This window comes from Ruegeria sp. HKCCD8929 (genome assembly GCF_013031405.1).
In the GTDB taxonomy this organism is placed as follows: domain Bacteria; phylum Pseudomonadota; class Alphaproteobacteria; order Rhodobacterales; family Rhodobacteraceae; genus Ruegeria.
This window is the reverse complement of the sequence record NZ_WPZY01000002.1, coordinates 213,121-228,123: the sequence shown is the minus strand read 5'-3', so window position 1 is coordinate 228,123 and position 15,003 is coordinate 213,121. Positions and strand designations below refer to the sequence as shown.

14 protein-coding genes are annotated in these 15,003 nt (G+C 59.2%); 9 read left to right on the top strand and 5 right to left on the bottom strand.

What is annotated here, in order from left to right; all coding sequences use genetic code 11:
- The first annotated feature begins 16 nt into the window (after positions 1–16).
- Both GOX53_RS03710 and GOX53_RS03705 read left to right on the top strand, forming a co-directional pair.
- On the top strand, positions 17–2,023 hold the full coding sequence (locus GOX53_RS03710) for a conjugal transfer protein TraG (RefSeq protein ID WP_171173657.1): 2,007 nt from the start codon (positions 17–19) through the stop codon (positions 2,021–2,023).
- Between the two features lie 11 nt (positions 2,024–2,034).
- Positions 2,035–2,457 carry a CopG family transcriptional regulator gene (locus GOX53_RS03705; RefSeq protein ID WP_171173656.1) on the top strand — a complete coding sequence of 141 codons (423 nt, stop codon included), beginning with the start codon at positions 2,035–2,037 and terminating at the stop codon, positions 2,455–2,457.
- A gap of 522 nt (positions 2,458–2,979) precedes the next feature.
- Here the strand turns inward: GOX53_RS03705 and GOX53_RS03700 are convergent.
- The 5 genes from GOX53_RS03700 to GOX53_RS03680 form a co-directional block, all read right to left on the bottom strand.
- On the bottom strand, positions 2,980–3,672 hold the full coding sequence (locus tag GOX53_RS03700; protein WP_171173655.1) for an HAD family hydrolase: 693 nt from the start codon (positions 3,670–3,672) through the stop codon (positions 2,980–2,982).
- Positions 3,673–3,873: 201 nt separating this feature from the next.
- Complete coding sequence (locus GOX53_RS03695; RefSeq protein WP_171173654.1) at positions 3,874–5,862, bottom strand: proline/glycine betaine ABC transporter permease; 1,989 nt, start codon at positions 5,860–5,862, stop codon at positions 3,874–3,876.
- Between the two features lie 3 nt (positions 5,863–5,865).
- Positions 5,866–6,909 carry a glycine betaine/L-proline ABC transporter ATP-binding protein gene (locus GOX53_RS03690; protein ID WP_171173653.1) on the bottom strand — a complete coding sequence of 348 codons (1,044 nt, stop codon included), beginning with the start codon at positions 6,907–6,909 and terminating at the stop codon, positions 5,866–5,868.
- A gap of 98 nt (positions 6,910–7,007) precedes the next feature.
- The gene (locus GOX53_RS03685; RefSeq protein WP_171173652.1) at positions 7,008–7,964 is read right to left on the bottom strand and encodes an ABC transporter substrate-binding protein; all 957 of its coding nucleotides are present in this window, start codon (positions 7,962–7,964) and stop codon (positions 7,008–7,010) included.
- 395 nt (positions 7,965–8,359) lie between these two features.
- On the bottom strand, positions 8,360–9,175 hold the full coding sequence (locus GOX53_RS03680) for a LuxR C-terminal-related transcriptional regulator (RefSeq protein ID WP_254446448.1): 816 nt from the start codon (positions 9,173–9,175) through the stop codon (positions 8,360–8,362).
- A 257-nt stretch (positions 9,176–9,432) separates the two neighbouring features.
- On the opposite strand from GOX53_RS03680, the gene GOX53_RS03675 reads away from it, so the two are divergent.
- The 7 genes from GOX53_RS03675 (at position 9,433) to GOX53_RS03645 (ending at position 15,001) form a co-directional block, all read left to right on the top strand.
- Positions 9,433–10,194: an SDR family NAD(P)-dependent oxidoreductase gene (locus GOX53_RS03675; protein ID WP_171173999.1), complete on the top strand. Its 762-nt coding sequence runs from the start codon at positions 9,433–9,435 to the stop codon at positions 10,192–10,194.
- 60 nt (positions 10,195–10,254) lie between these two features.
- Positions 10,255–12,519 carry a propanediol/glycerol family dehydratase large subunit gene (locus GOX53_RS03670; RefSeq protein ID WP_217351650.1) on the top strand — a complete coding sequence of 755 codons (2,265 nt, stop codon included), beginning with the start codon at positions 10,255–10,257 and terminating at the stop codon, positions 12,517–12,519.
- A gap of 3 nt (positions 12,520–12,522) precedes the next feature.
- Entirely contained in the window at positions 12,523–12,936 is a 414-nt protein-coding gene (locus GOX53_RS03665; protein ID WP_171173651.1) for a diol dehydratase small subunit, read from the top strand.
- Positions 12,937–13,088: 152 nt separating this feature from the next.
- The gene (locus GOX53_RS03660; RefSeq protein ID WP_171173650.1) at positions 13,089–13,262 is read left to right on the top strand and encodes a hypothetical protein; all 174 of its coding nucleotides are present in this window, start codon (positions 13,089–13,091) and stop codon (positions 13,260–13,262) included.
- 157 nt (positions 13,263–13,419) lie between these two features.
- Positions 13,420–14,403: a P-type conjugative transfer ATPase TrbB gene (trbB, locus tag GOX53_RS03655; RefSeq protein WP_171173649.1), complete on the top strand. Its 984-nt coding sequence runs from the start codon at positions 13,420–13,422 to the stop codon at positions 14,401–14,403.
- A gap of 35 nt (positions 14,404–14,438) precedes the next feature.
- Positions 14,439–14,732 (top strand): TrbC/VirB2 family protein, encoded by a 294-nt coding sequence (locus GOX53_RS03650; RefSeq protein ID WP_292900118.1) that lies wholly within the window; start codon positions 14,439–14,441, stop codon positions 14,730–14,732.
- Positions 14,732–15,001, top strand: a complete 270-nt coding sequence (locus GOX53_RS03645; RefSeq protein WP_171173647.1) for a VirB3 family type IV secretion system protein — start codon at positions 14,732–14,734, stop codon at positions 14,999–15,001. Before GOX53_RS03650 ends, GOX53_RS03645 begins: the two co-directional genes overlap by 1 nt.
- Positions 15,002–15,003: the final 2 nt, after the last annotated feature.

The following is a 15,003-nucleotide window of genomic DNA, read 5'->3' as shown; positions in this document are numbered from 1 at the left end:
GGATGGACACGACACGATGACGCAAGACCCTCGCCAGTCACCCGCCACTGCGATCCTCTGGGGCCAGATCATCATCGTGTCCGCCATCGCACTTCTCTTCGTCTGGGCGGCCACGCAGTGGACCGCCTGGCGGCTCGGATTCCAGCCGCATCTTGGCGCACCCATGACCGAACTCTTTGGCTGGCCGGTCTATCCGCCCTGGGATTTCTTCGTCTGGTGGTATTTCTACGACGCCTACGCGCCCCGCGTCTTCGTCGAGAGCGCCATCATCGCCGGTTCCGGCGGGATCGCCGCGATCGGTGTCGCGATCTTCCTCTCGGTCCTGCGCGCCCGCGAAGCGCGCGACGTTACCACCTACGGCTCGGCCCGTTGGGCAAACCGCAAGGACGTCACCGCCAGCGGGTTATTGTCACCTGACGGTGTCGTGCTAGGCCGGTTCGAGAACCAGTATCTCCGTCACGACGGTCCAGAGCACGTGCTCTGCTTCGCGCCGACGCGATCCGGCAAAGGCGTCGGTTTGGTCGTGCCCTCGCTCCTGACCTGGCCAGGGTCTGCCATCGTGCACGACATCAAGGGTGAGAACTGGCAGCTCACCGCCGGATGGCGGTCCCGTTACTCGCGCGTGTTGCTGTTCGACCCGACCGATCCCTACTCGTCCCGCTACAATCCGCTGCTGGAAGTTCGGCGCGGCGACGGCGAGGTGCGTGACGTCCAGAACGTCGCCGACATCCTGGTCGATCCTGAAGGTCTGCTGGAACGGCGGAACCACTGGGAGAAGACCAGTCATTCGCTGCTCGTCGGCGCGATCCTGCACGTGCTCTATGCGGAAACCGACAAGACGCTCGCCGGCGTCGCCGCTTTTCTGTCCGATCCACGCCGACCGATCGCCGCGACCCTGACCGCCATGATGCGCACGCCACATCTGGGCGACCAGCCCCATCCCGTCGTCGCGCAGGCCGCGCGCGAACTCCTGAACAAATCCGAGAATGAACGCTCCGGCGTGCTCTCGACCGCGATGAGCTTCCTCGGGCTCTATCGCGATCCCGTGGTCGCGAAGGTCACCAGCCGGTGCGATTGGCGCATCCATGACCTGGTCGAAGGCCCTCTTCCCGCAACCCTCTATCTCGTGGTGCCACCCTCGGATATCTCGCGAACCAAGCCTCTCGTCAGGCTGGTGCTCAATCAGATCGGCCGTCGGCTAACCGAAGAGCTGAATGCGCAGAACCGCAGGCACAGACTCTTGTTGATGCTCGACGAGTTCCCGGCCCTGGGACGGCTCGACTTCTTCGAGAGCCAGCTCGCCTTCATGGCCGGCTACGGCCTCAAGGCGTTCCTTATCGCCCAGTCGCTAAACCAGATCGAGAAAGCCTACGGTCAGAACAACGCCATCCTCGACAACTGCCATGTCCGGGTCGCTTTCGCGACCAATGACGAGCGCACCGCGAAACGCGTCTCGGACGCACTCGGCACCGCCACCGAGATGCGGGCGATGAAGAACTATGCCGGTCACCGGCTCTCGCCCTGGCTCGGTCATCTCATGGTTTCCCGGCAGGAAACAGCACGACCGCTGCTCACCCCCGGTGAGATCATGCAGCTCCCGGCAGACGATGAGGTCGTGCTCGTCTCAGGCGTACCGCCGATCCGGGCGAAGAAGGCGCGGTACTATATGGACCCACAGTTCAAGGCACGGATCGTGGCACCCCCTGAGCCGGAACCCTCGAAGAGAGAAATCACTGACGTCCACTACACGGATGATTGGACCAATCGCCCCCCAATTGAAGCCCCCGCACCCGCAGCCAAGAATTCACAGAGCGATGAGGACAGTGACGGTGGTGTGCGCCGCGAACCTGATTTGCCCGAGCACGAAGCGATCGCGCCGGAGACAACGCCGGCGCGTGAAGAATTTGCTGCACTCGACGAGGAACCCGACGACGAGGCGCAGCGGGCCAAGGAACTACAGGGCCGGTTTCGCGGTGTCGCCCGTCAGGCGGCGCTCGATCCCGATGACGGGATCGAGCTTTAGGAGGGGCCGGGATGAGGAAGGACAGACTGAACGTTTATTTCGATCCGGCGCTTTCGCCGGAGCTGGATGCGCTCGCTGCGCGTCGCAGGGTCTCCAAATCGGCCATCGTCGAGGCGGCGCTCGCCTCCTACCTCTCGCCCGACGCCGCTGAGCAGCATGAGGCTGCGATCGTGCGCCGCCTCGACCGGCTTACCCGCGCCATAGAACGGCTCGAGCGGGATGTTTCCATCGGCAATGAGGCCCTGGCCCTCTTCGTCAAGTTCTGGCTAACCACCACCCCACCGCTGCCGGACACCATGCGCGATGCCGCCAACGCCAAGGGGCGCGAACGCTACGAAGGTTTTGTCGAGACACTCGGACGGCGCCTGGCGAAGGGGAAAACGCTGTCGAGAGAAGTGCCCAAAGACATCGCAGGCGGTAACTCGGAGCAATGACGGCTTCGAGCCAATCCTGTAAGCTCAGATTTCTCTCTGCGCGTGCACGCAGCGAGGAACATAGTGCGCTGGCCAAAAATCTGGTCCTGTCGAACTGAAGGAAGAGCTGCCATTCCTGCCGAGTGCAACGCATTGAACAAGGTCAATTCACGGGTCGCGGGACGGAGTTGCCTCTACGGCCGCAGCTATTGCTTGCGCCGCAAATCCCCGCTCAACGAGAGCGGCAACTGCAATGGCGCAGCGGAATTCACCGAACCCATAGTTCGAAATCACACCCAATTCGTACGGAAGGCCAAGGTGGTGAGCTGCGCGCTCGCCACAAGTATGAACCTTACTGAACTTGGATTGAGCAGCCTGACGCCGCATGATCTGCAAGACCTGCCCAACCTCGTATTTCGCGAAGGCTAACCCATCCAAAATCTGCTATTTGACGTAAACGATAAGGACCTGAGACGTGCGCTGGCTACGCTTCAATAGTCGGGGCACGGACAATGCCGGGATGATTGTCGCCACAAACGGTTCCTAGAGTCCGCTCAACAGGCCCGGCAAGTGGGCAATATCCGGCAGCACATGATCGGCGAATGGCGCCAGTCCCGCTTCGCCGGCCATGCCGGTCAGAACCGCAACGGTGATCATGCCCGCCGCGCGCCCGGAGGTGAGGTCGTGCAGACTGTCGCCGACCATGGCGACCTCGGCCTCCGGCACGCCCGTGTGCCGGGCGAAAGCGGTGAGCATCCCAGGGTCGGGTTTGCCGCCATAGCCGCTGTCGGCACCCGCGATAAAGTCGAAGTGATGCCGGATCCCGCAGTGATCGAGGTTGCGCTGCGCCGTCACCTCGCTGTCGTTGGTCGCCACCCCAAGCGGGTACCCGAGGTCGACCAGCGATGTGAGCAGTGGGGCAAGCGGCACCGCTTCGACCGGAACCGTCAATTGCCCTATGCGGTCGATTTCGCGGTGGATCTCCGCGACGCTCCAATCCTTGAGAACACGCGCCATCGCCAGGGACATTTCCTCATTTGTCCCTGCAATCATCAGGCTTTCGGGGCGGAACGTCCGAGTCACCGGATCGAAGTCGAGAACTTCCGCCAACTCGGCCAGACGCCGCGCGTCACCGGCCGAAAATCGCGCAAGCGCCGCCGCGGTACATTCGCCCCAGGTGCGCTGAAAGTCGAATAGAGTCCCGTCTTTGTCAAAGACAATCGCGGTAACCGGCAAGCGAGTGGTCCTTTCGAGGCGCAGGCGTCAGTCGGTGGATGAGCGCTGCTGATCGGGTTGGCCTTCATCTATTGTCAGAAAAAGGCCGTGGCTGGGCGCTTGGCGCCAATCGCAGAATTGCTGCGTGACAACTACATCCCGTTCTCTTTCGACACCTGGCCAACAGCGCAGTGGTTCGCAGTCCAACTCATACCCATGCGCTCATTCCAGTCCGAGTCTTTGCTTAATCCTATTTGCCTTTGCTGTGAGCAGGCGGTCGGTGATGATGGCGATCGCCGCTACGCCCAGGCCAGCCGCTATCCCTTTTCCAGGCTCAGCTCGGCTAAGTGCTATGAACACCTCTTGGCCGAGATCGCGGGTACCTACGAGAGCGGTGACAACGAGCATCGACAGGGCCATCATCACCGTCTGGTTGAGACCCAATAGGATTTCAGGTGTCGCCATCGGCAGGCGCACCTTCCGGAGCAATTGCACATCGGTGCAACCCGAAACCTGGCCGGCCTCAATGAGCTGCTGTTTCACGCCGCTCAGCCCGTGCGCTGTGTAGCGGATCGCTGGAACAACAGCATAGGAAACCACCGCAAAAATTGCCGAAATATCACCAATCCTGAGCAGCATGACCACGGGGATAAGAAACACGAACGTCGGCAGTGTCTGCAGCGTATCGATTACCGCGTGAACAACCAGATATGCCCGTTTGCTGCGGGTCGCAAAGATGCCGATCGGAACGCCGATGAGCATCGCGATCACGACAGAGATGCCGCAGAGGTAGACCGTTATTACGGCCTTTTCCCAAATACCTCCCAAAAGGATGAACAATACCAGCGCGGCGACCAGAGCGCCCAGCCGCAGCCCGCCAAGTAAGAAGCCACTGAGCGTGAGCAGAAAAAGCACCCAAGGCCAGGGTTGGGCAAGCAGGAACGCTTTGAACGGAACCAGCACATTCAGAAGCAGTATCGTCTTTGCGGCTTCGATGTAGTCGAACAAATTGATGTTGATCCACGACACCATTGCCGCCCAGAACGGCGCGGTCGTGATGGTCCAGGATTCCGGGAAAGTCTGAATTGCGGGAATGAAGAAGCCCAGCGTGTAGGTGACCAACAGGAGCCCGGCGATCGTCGCTGCCGCAAGCACGTTTTGGGACGAATAAACCCCAGTTGTTTCCGCTCTGTGGACCGGATCGGGGCGGTTTGCGAGCGCCTGGCTGAACCGATCCAAGGCGATTGCCAGAAAGACAATCGCTATTCCAGCTTCCAGACCGCTTCCGATGTCAAGACGTCGGAGCGAGATCAAAACATCGTAGCCCAACCCGCCGGCACCGATCATCGACGCGATGATCACCATATTCAGAGACAGCATGATCACCTGATTGACGCCGACCATGAGCCCCTTCTGCGCACTCGGAATGAGGATCTTTTGATACATCTGGCGCTCTGTGCATCCGACCATAGACCCTAGCTCGCGGGTTTCGGCGGGCACGCTATTCAGCGAAAGCAACGTCAGGCGCACCATTGGTGGCGTCGCATAGATGGTGGTGGCCACAATGGCTGCAGCGGGGCCGAAACCGAACAGGAATAGGATCGGCACCAGATAGGCAAAAGTGGGCACTGTCTGCATGAGGTCCAGCACCGGATTGAGGATCTTTTCGAAGATCGGGGTCCGGTAGGCCGCGACACCCAGTAATCCGCCGGCGACCACACCGATCGGGACCGCAATAATGATCGACGAAAGCGTGATCATCGAGCTTTCCCATTGGCCAAATAGAACGAGGTAAAGGAGGCAGAGAGTGATCAGGATTGCCAGTCTGCGCCCACCCACTTTGTAGCTGAGCCAGGCCGCAATCGCGATGACGGCAGTCCACGGCATCGGAGGAAAAACCTGACGGCTCGCAGAGCCGTCACCGGCTTCGAATCCTTCTGCAAACAACCTCTCCAGCAGTTCCATCGGTTGCTCTAGCAACCAGGCCAGGCCTCGGGTTACCTCCCCGAAACTCAGGGGTCCGATCGCGGCGTCATCGACCAGCCAAAGCATCGCCGCATCGATCGACTTCTGAAAGTTGGGAGTCCACGCGCGTGGATACTCAAGCATCCATTTGGGCAAGACTTCCGCGCCGAAATACGAGAAACCAATTGAAATGAACAGCGCCGCCCAAATCAGCCATGGCGACCGCCGGTTGGTCGTGCCTGCCATTCGCTAGCCGCCCTGACCCACAAGCACGTCGACGGCATCGTCCCAGCAAACCTGCCCGACAACAATGTTGTTTTGATCTCGAACCGGGCGCGGGTTGTTTGAATTTCGGAGATGCGAAGCTGCATCCTCGATGCTGAGATCGCCATCTATCGCATCGCCGCCCAGTTTTCCGCCCGGATTGACAGAGGCCATGATATCCCGGACCTTGAGCACCTTGGCTCGTGCCACATGCTTGGTGAATTCAGCTACGTAATCATCCGCAGGATTCAAGACCAGATCACTTGGCGTGCTGACCTGGATAATCCGCCCGTCCTTCATGATGGCGATCCGGTCGGCCAGACGAATTGCCTCATCAAAATCGTGAGTAATGAACACAATGGTCTTGTTCAGCATACTCTGGAGGCGCAGGAATTCGTCCTGCATTTCGCGTCGGATCAAGGGATCGAGGGCGGAAAACGGTTCATCCAGAAACCAGATCTCGGGTTCCACGGCCAGAGACCTCGCAATCCCCACCCGCTGCTGCTGCCCGCCTGACAATTCCCGTGGATAATAGGCCTCCCGTCCTTTCAGGCCGACGAGTTCGATCACCTCGCGTGCGCGGGCTTCGCGTATTTCCTTGTCAACGCCCTGAACCTCCAACGGGAAGGCCACGTTTCCCAGTACAGTCCGAAAGGGCAACAAAGCAAAATGCTGAAAAACCATCCCGAATTTATGTCGGCGGACCTCCACGAGATCCTGCTTCGAGATGGTCAGCAGGTCTTTGCCATCAAGCTGAATTTTCCCCGAGGTCGCATCAATCAAGCGAGATAAACACCGCACCAAAGTAGACTTTCCTGATCCGGAAAGCCCCATGATCACAAAGACCTCGCCCGTGCGGATCTCGATATCCGCGTCTTGAACTGCAAAAACCGCCGAGTACTTGGCCTCGAAGGCCTTGATCTCTTCTTGTGAGGGATCACTTCCGAGCTTCTGGAATTCTGCCCCAGCACTATCCGGAAACACTTTCCACACTTTGCTGCATAGCAGTTTGGTTTCTTTTCTGGACATCTCGGGGTGCACCTGGAGTGGACTGCTGGATTCCGCCCCCCGAATACCACAAGGGCAGACGGAGGGCGGCAGGGAGGTTTCGTCGCTAAATGGTGGGGCTATTGGCCGATCCAAGCCCTCCACCGGTCTTCATTTTCAGCCATCCATTTTTCAACAACCTCCTCGATCGGAACACCGTCGATCTCGACCATGGTAATCAGCTGAGCCTGTTCGTTATTGTCAGTCTGGAATTTTCCAATCGCGTCGAACGCGCCAGGCCACTTGTCCTTCACGCCGGTCCAGGAAACCTTCCAGATCGGACCCCGGGGCTTGCCACAGTCGTAGCGCATGTCTGGGTTAACGCCCCACGCCGGATCGTCATAGCAGGCCGCTTCGTAGGCAGGAAACTCAATCCATTCGCCGTCGAATTTCGCCGGAACCCAATGGGGCGCATAAACCCAGACCAAAACGGGAGCCTTGCGCTCGTAGGCGGATTGCAGTTCAGCAAACATCGCCGCGTCGCTGCCGGCATGGATGACCTCATAGTCGAGGTCGAGGGCTTCCACCCTTTCATCGTCAAATCCGCCCCAGTTTACGGGGGCGCCGATATAACGCCCCCGGGGCGCGGTTTCAGGTGTCGAAAACAGCTGGGCGCAATCGTTCAACGCCTGCCAGTCGGGCAATTCCGGGCACAGCTCCTTCATGTAGGTGGGGTACCACCATTCTTCGATGGCTGCCATTCCCGTCTCACCCAGGTCATCTATCTCTCCCGAGGATAGCCCCTCTTCGCGCAGATGGGCCTGAGCGGTCGACCAGACTTCCATTTGAACGTGCAGATCACCGCGTTTCAGCCCAGCAAACTGAGCTGCACCATCGGCTTGAATGTATTCGACGTTGTATCCCGCCTGCTCCAGCACACTGCCCATGATCCTCGAATTGATCAGTTGGCTGCTCCAGTCGTTCATTGCGAATCGGATGGGATCCGAAGATTCCGCCTCCGCCAGAGCGCCGCTCGTTGACAGTGCAATCAGGCTGACTACGGCCAGACTGCATTTCAAGGTTTTCAGATTTCCCATTTACTATCCTCCATGTCTTCAGTTTCGTTTGACGAAGATGACGCAGAGGCACCCAACGCCTCGTATATAACCCGCCTTCAAGCACCGGATTCTGCGAGGATCTGCCATGCACGAAACGCCTGTCACTGACATGCTGGCGCATGGAAAATCGGCTCGCGCCGGACCGGTATAGGTACCCCTCCATAGGCCAAGCTGTAGGATTTTGTTTTGTGTCTTGTATATATCATGATTGAGATACTCAATTTGTTATATGCGCCCAGCCCCAGAGGCATCGGTCGAGCGGCGCGCGCGCCCTCAAGCGCGTCGGTCGGCCGCGCAAGACCAAGGAGACACTTGCGACGGGGGCCACATTGCGCCTGCCGCGGGGAAGCTGGCACCTGACCCAATAGCAGGTCTCAAACGCCTCGCCGTCCGGCTGATTTCAACATCGTTTCGATGAACCCCGAGAACAGTTCGCCTTGTGAGCGTATCCGCAGCTTGGAATAGATGTTTCTTCGGTGAATACGCACCGTTCCCGGGGAAATATCGAGTATCTCACCCACCGCCACAGCCGAATGGCCTTTCAGCGTGAACTCCACCACCTCGCGTTCACGAGGTGTCAGCAGCCCTTTTCCAAATTCCCTCAACGCGAGTTCGAGACTGCGGTCGCTGCCCTTTTCGGAGACCGGTTCAAGAGGGGCCGAGAAGTTGAGCGCCAGGTCGTTCCAGTGCTTTCGGCACGCGGCCAGAACCACCGGAAGATACTTTCTCATTTCGCGCATTTCCCGCGCCGAAAAGGCCTTTGCGGTGCGCATCAGGGAGACAGTCACCACCGCTCCTTCCGGCAAGTTGATCAAAAAGGCGATTTCTTCTGCAAGACCCGTCTGGATGTAGTAGCTGCGGAAGTACTCCCCCTGATAGAACCTGTCCGGCGCCAAATCTCTAAGTCGATAGAGGCCTGACTCGGTCGGTTTGGTGGTGGCGGTGTAATATGGATCGAGCAGGTATGGCCCTTCCTGGTAATCCTCGACGAAGATCTTGCGCTTGCCGCGCGGAAAATCATCGTAAAGGTCAAGCGGGCGCCGTGACCCAAGATACCCAAAGACAACCATGTACTCGAATGCGGCAATCTCCTTCAGGGCCGCTGACAGGTCGGCGGCAAAAACACCCTGCCCAATGGTAGAGATGAGTTTGCCGGTCGCCGCCATGTCAAGGGTCAGAGCGTTCTTCATTGAGAGATCACAATCCTACCCAAATTTAACTACCATGATTGTGATATATACAACCAAATCGCCATCTTGTACGAATTTTTCGCAAGGGGAACATACTATACAGCCTGTCAAAATTGGCAGAATTCTTCCATCTAGGTTCAGAAGCTCCACCCTTCATGATGAACCGGTATGACTCCGACGCTGACATGACAGGCCAGTTGACCACGGGCACCGGATATCTAATGAACCAAAACATTCGACTGAAAAACCCGACGGAAATGACCTCGCTCGAAGGCCGGGTGGCATTTGTCACCGGCGCCGGGTCAGGCATCGGGCGGGCCGGTGCATGCGCCATGGCCAGATGTGGCGCGCATGTGGTTGTAACCGATCGCGATGGCGGCCTTGCGTCGGCAGTCGCGGACGAGATCATTGCCGAAGGCTTGCAGTGCTCAGCGCGGCAGTTGGATGTCGGCAATGACGATGCTCTGGTAGAGGCAATTGATGACACCGTGGTGCAGTATGGCCGCCTCGACATCCTGCATTCGCATGCGGGCTTGCAGATCGAGGGGCCCCTGGAACAGGTTTCAACGGAAGATATGGATGCTAGCTGGGCACTGAACGTGCGCGCTCACTTTGTTGCGGCCCAGGCGGCCGTTGCACCGATGAAACGCCAGGGCGGCGGGAGCATAATCATCACGGCATCGAATTCCGGGATTCAATATGATCGCGAGATGATTGCCTATTCGACCACGAAGCACTCTGCAGTCTCGATGACCCGGCAGATGGCGGCGGACTACGCAAAAGACAACATACGATTCAATGCGCTATGTCCGGGGTTTGTTGATACGCCCTTCAATGCCGGTTTTGAGGTTCAAATGGGCGGCCGCTCTGGGCTCGAGAAATACATCTCCGAAAACATACCAATGGCCAGGTTCGGCACGCCAGGCGAGATCGCGGATGCCATCGTTTTTCTGGCTTCGGACATGTCGACCTTCGTGACCGGCCATGCTTTGGTCATCGACGGTGGCGAGTGTATCTAGGCCTATCACCTACAGGAACGGATTGGCTCGGGCCTCGTTCGGCATGACGGGAGGAACGTAGTGAACAACGGATCTAACACCAACCGGTGGCGGCGTTTTTCCGAATGGGACGAAAGGATGCTGCGCCACGATCTCTTTGCGGCCGAGGATCCTGAGTCAGGGTTCTCGGTTTTCAAGAGCCCTCATGATCCCGAGCCGGGCGCCAAGGTTTCGGACGGCCGGATCGTGAGCCTGGATGGTACCCCCGAAGAAGAATTCGACATCATAGACGAATTCATCGCCAGGCATCATCTGGATCCCGAAGTCGTTGAAGAAGCGATGGCACTAGATGATGGAGCTGTCGCCCGAATGCTGGTCGACATTAACGTGCCGCGCCCGGAACTGGAGAGACTTGCCCGAGGAATGACACCGGCAAAGCTGGCCGGCGTTGTGGGTCATCTGTCATCCATCGAAATCGCCTTTGCCTTCTACAAAATGCGTCAGCGCAAGACCCCGGGCAATCAAGCGCATGTGACGAACGCCAAGGACGATCCGCTGCAACTCGCGGCCGACGCGGCGACAGCCTCGGAACTGGGGTTCGACGAAATCGAAACCACAACGCGAGTGGCATCGAATTCCTGGGCCAATGCCATTGGCTGTACGGTGGGCGCAGCGGTCGGCCGTGGCGAAGTACTGGTTCAATGCTCCATTGAAGAGGCTGAAGAACTCCAGGTCGGCATGGCGGGGTTTGCGACCTATGCGGAAACGATATCAGTCTACGGCACCGAGAAGGCCTTTGTTGACGGTGACGATACCCCCTGGTCCAAGGCGTTTCTGACGGCCTGCTACGCATCGCGGGGCATAAAAGCCCGTTGCACGTCGGGGGCCGGAGCCGAACTCCTGATGGGTTTCCACGACAAAAAGTCGGTTCTCTACCTTGAGGCCCGTTGCCTCTGCCTGCAGCGCGCCATGGGCATTCAGGGTACTCAAAACGGTGGTGTGGACGGCGCAGCGCTGACGGCCTCGATGGCTGGTGGCGTACGCGAATTGATGGCTGAAAACCTGATCGCTGTCTGGCTGGGACTCGAATGCGCAACCGGAAATGACCAGCGTTCCAGCGAAAGCGAGATACGCGTTGGTGCCAAGATCACGCCGTTTCTGCTGACCGGTTCCGACCTGATTACCAGTGGCTTCGGATCGATAAAGAAGTACGACAACTCCTTCAACGCGGCCCTGTTCAACGGTGAAGAAATCGAAGATTGGTTGGCGCTGCAACGCGACTACGAAGTTGACGGCGGTTTGACGCCATTGGACGAAGATAAGGTTTTGGGACGCCGTATACGTGCTGTCGAGGCGATGGCCGCGGTATTGGAAGAGCTTGACCTTGCCAAACCCACCACTGCGCAGGTGCAATCGGTAATTTTCGCATCTGGATCCGATGAAACCGAAAGTTTCTCGGCTGGGGAGGTGACACCGATAAGCCGGGCAATCAAGGATCGAAAGTTAACGGCGGCGGACGTCGTGCGTGCGTTGGCGAAACGCGGGTTCCGAGAGGAGGCCGAGAATCTGCTGTTCATGCTCAAGCAGCGGGTCACAGGTGACTATCTGCAAACGTCGGCCATCTTCCGCGACCGAAAGATCATTTCGGCCCTGAACGATCCGAATGATTATAGCGGTCCCGCCAGTGCCTATAAGATGAGCAGCGAACGGTGGTCCAAGGTGCAGGACGTCCGCGGGGTTCTTACCAAGAGTCGCGTGCTGGCAACGGAGGCGGCGGATCGTCAGAATTACCCGCAGTTTCTTGCCGAAATCGGGTCGGCGGTCACAGGAACAGACCCAAACGAAGTGGTTATTGGGGTCAGCCCGGCTTTTGGTGTCGAAATCTTTCGGACAACAGCCGGGCATTTGTTGTCAGATGTAGTAGACGCTCTTGTCGATGGCGTGGAACAGGGTGGCGGAACAGCAAGGCTGATAAGGGTCAGACATTCGGCAGATACCTCGTTCATTGGTTTGTCTGCGGCCCGAATGGCTGGTTCAGGGATCGGCATAGGGATCCAGGCAAAAGGTACCGCGGTCATGCATGGCTCCGATCGAATGCCGCACTACAACATCGAACTGTTTTCCAACGCGCCGTTGGCGACAATCGACCACTACCGCACCCTGGGCTACAACGCTGCACGTCGCACCTTCGGCGAAGAGAAAGAGCCCGTTGTCATTCCTTTCACTGGTGAAGCCATGGCCGCGCGATTTCATGCCCGCGTCGCAATTCTGTTCGCCATCGAAACGGAGCTAACCGATGAATCCGCAGAACCGGTTCAGCTCTCGCGAATTCAGAAAGGTAACTGAACAATGAACGCCAAAGAATTATTTCCGCTCGCCGAGAATGCACCGGACCGCGTGAAGACCCCCACCGGAAAATCGCTTTCTGATTTAACGGTTGACGGCATCCTGGCAGGTGACATCACTCAGGAAGATCTCGCTATCACGCCCGAGGCGTTGCACCTTCAGGCTGAAATTGCAAACTCTGTGGGGCGCCATGCGTTGGCTGAAAATTTCCATCGGGCAGCCGAGCTTGTCAGGGTTCCCCAGGAGGTTTTGATGGAAACTTACGATATGCTCCGTCCCGGTCGCTCCGACTTGAGATCATTGTTGGAAAGGGCTGAATTGTTTCGTCGTGAATATAATGCGGATCGGATAGCGGCGTTCGTTGAAGAAGCTGCCGTTCTCTATGAACGCCGGAAGATCTTTACGAAAAGATACTGACCTGGTTGTTCCAATACTAATGTTGGGTTGCCTGTCGCGCGGGGCGGTATGACCCCAACGCTGCCTCCGGACAAAGTCAAAATCATCGTAGATACTATCGGTATTTCTATCCGCCGATTTCCAATTGCGGTCCTTTGTGCTGGCGTTGCGAAATGGCCCCCGTGTCCCACGACTGGCTGGTCCGACATGATCACGACAAGGGTGCGGTCTCGGTTTGGGCCATATCGACGCCGTCGAACGACCGGTTCGACGACACGCGCTGCATCGCAGCAGTAGATGTGCCGCAACCGCTAAGGGATGCTGCGTCAGCGAAGCCCGAAACGTGAACGTCGGGAAAGTCCGCAAAGCCGTCCTTGCACTGGCATGCCAGGTCCGCCACTCCCTGCCTTTGCCCGCCACAGCCCTACTACGCCCTCAACCCTGTTGCCGCTGACCCGATAACGGTCTTCTTGATGTGCCTCGCAACCAATTGCGGGGCCGCGAATGACCATTCAACCTTTCCAGAAAGAAGCGATCCAGCGCGGCTCCCGCATGCTTCGCACGGCGCTTGGGCCGTATGTTGGCTCATGGCTCGAGGACCCATCCGTCGTCGAGGTTATGCTCAACCCGGACGGACGGCTCTGGGTCGATCAGCTCAGCGAAGGATTGTCGGACACGGGCGAGCGACTATCGGCCGCCGATGGTGAACGCATCGTCCGGCTGGTCGCGCATCATGTGGGTGCCGAGGTCCATACGGGAGCCCCGCGCGTCTCGGCCGAACTACCCGGGACGGGGGAACGGTTCGAGGGGCTGCTGCCACCCGTCGTAGCCGCGCCAGCCTTTGCCATCCGCAAGCCCGCCGTCGCCGTCTTCACCCTCGACGACTATGTCAGCACGAACGTCATGGATGCGGACGCCGCCGAAGCGTTGCGCGACGCAATCGCCGCGCGCGCCAACATCCTCGTCGCCGGCGGCACATCGACCGGCAAGACCACGCTGACCAATGCGCTTCTCGCCGAAGTCGCCAAGAGTTCAGACCGCGTGGTGCTGATCGAGGACACGCGCGAACTCCAATGCCTGACGCCGAACCTCGTAGCGTTGCGAACCAAGGATGGGATCGCGACACTCTCCGACCTCGTCCGGTCATCGCTGCGCTTGCGCCCCGATCGGATCCCCATCGGCGAGGTGCGCGGCCCCGAAGCGCTCGATCTCCTGAAGGCCTGGGGGACCGGTCATCCGGGCGGCATTGGTACTATCCACGCCGGCACGGCGATCGGCGCACTGCGCCGCCTCGAACAGCTCATCCAGGAAGCCGTTGTGACGGTGCCACGTGCGCTCGTCGCCGAGACGATCGACATCATCGCCGTACTCGCAGGCCGCGGGCCCGACCGCCGGCTCGCGGAACTCGCACGCGTCACCGGTCTCGACGCCACGGGCGATTACGCCCTCGAGCCTATTCTCAGCCAACCCGAAGGAGACCCATCGTGATCCGTCCATCATCCATCCACCCGCGCTGGCCACAGATCGCCGGCGCTCTCGCTCTCGGCCTCGTCATCGCCGCCGACCCCGCCCATGCAGCGGGGTCCGGCATGCCCTGGGAAGCGCCGCTGCAATCGATCCTGGAATCGATCGAGGGCCCGGTCGCAAAGATCGTCGCCGTCATCATCATTATCATCACCGGCCTGACGCTCGCCTTCGGCGATACGTCGGGCGGGTTCCGGCGGCTCGTGCAGATCGTCTTCGGTCTCTCCATCGCATTCGCCGCGTCGAGCTTCTTCCTCTCCTTCTTCTCCTTCGGCGGCGGGGCGCTGGTGTGATGCGCGACGGCGACGACATTCCCGGTTTCTACGCGCCCGTCCATCGTGCGCTGAGCGAACCGATCCTGCTCGGCGGCGCACCGCGCGCGGTCGCCATAGCCAACGGCACGCTTGCCGCGGCAATCGGGCTCGGTCTGCGCTTGTGGCTCGTCGGCATCCTCTTCTGGCTGATCGGCCATCTCCTCGCCGTCTGGGCCGCGAAACGCGACGCCCAGATCGTCGACGTCGCGCGGCGCCACCTGCGCTACCCGACCTGGCTGGGAGTGTGAGA

Excerpts from the sequence above, each read along its gene's own strand:
- GOX53_RS03710 (WP_171173657.1), top strand. The coding sequence starts at position 17 with ATGACGCAAGACCCTCGCCAGTCACCCGCCACTGCGATCCTCTGGGGC.
- GOX53_RS03705 (WP_171173656.1), top strand. The coding sequence starts at position 2,035 with ATGAGGAAGGACAGACTGAACGTTTATTTCGATCCGGCGCTTTCGCCG.
- GOX53_RS03695 (WP_171173654.1), bottom strand. The coding sequence starts at position 5,862 with ATGGCAGGCACGACCAACCGGCGGTCGCCATGGCTGATTTGGGCGGCG.
- GOX53_RS03690 (WP_171173653.1), bottom strand. The coding sequence starts at position 6,909 with ATGTCCAGAAAAGAAACCAAACTGCTATGCAGCAAAGTGTGGAAAGTG.
- GOX53_RS03685 (WP_171173652.1), bottom strand. The coding sequence starts at position 7,964 with ATGGGAAATCTGAAAACCTTGAAATGCAGTCTGGCCGTAGTCAGCCTG.
- GOX53_RS03680 (WP_254446448.1), bottom strand. The coding sequence starts at position 9,175 with ATGAAGAACGCTCTGACCCTTGACATGGCGGCGACCGGCAAACTCATC.
- GOX53_RS03675 (WP_171173999.1), top strand. The coding sequence starts at position 9,433 with ATGACCTCGCTCGAAGGCCGGGTGGCATTTGTCACCGGCGCCGGGTCA.
- GOX53_RS03665 (WP_171173651.1), top strand. The coding sequence starts at position 12,523 with ATGAACGCCAAAGAATTATTTCCGCTCGCCGAGAATGCACCGGACCGC.
- GOX53_RS03660 (WP_171173650.1), top strand. The coding sequence starts at position 13,089 with ATGGCCCCCGTGTCCCACGACTGGCTGGTCCGACATGATCACGACAAG.
- trbB (WP_171173649.1), top strand. The coding sequence starts at position 13,420 with ATGACCATTCAACCTTTCCAGAAAGAAGCGATCCAGCGCGGCTCCCGC.
- GOX53_RS03645 (WP_171173647.1), top strand. The coding sequence starts at position 14,732 with ATGCGCGACGGCGACGACATTCCCGGTTTCTACGCGCCCGTCCATCGT.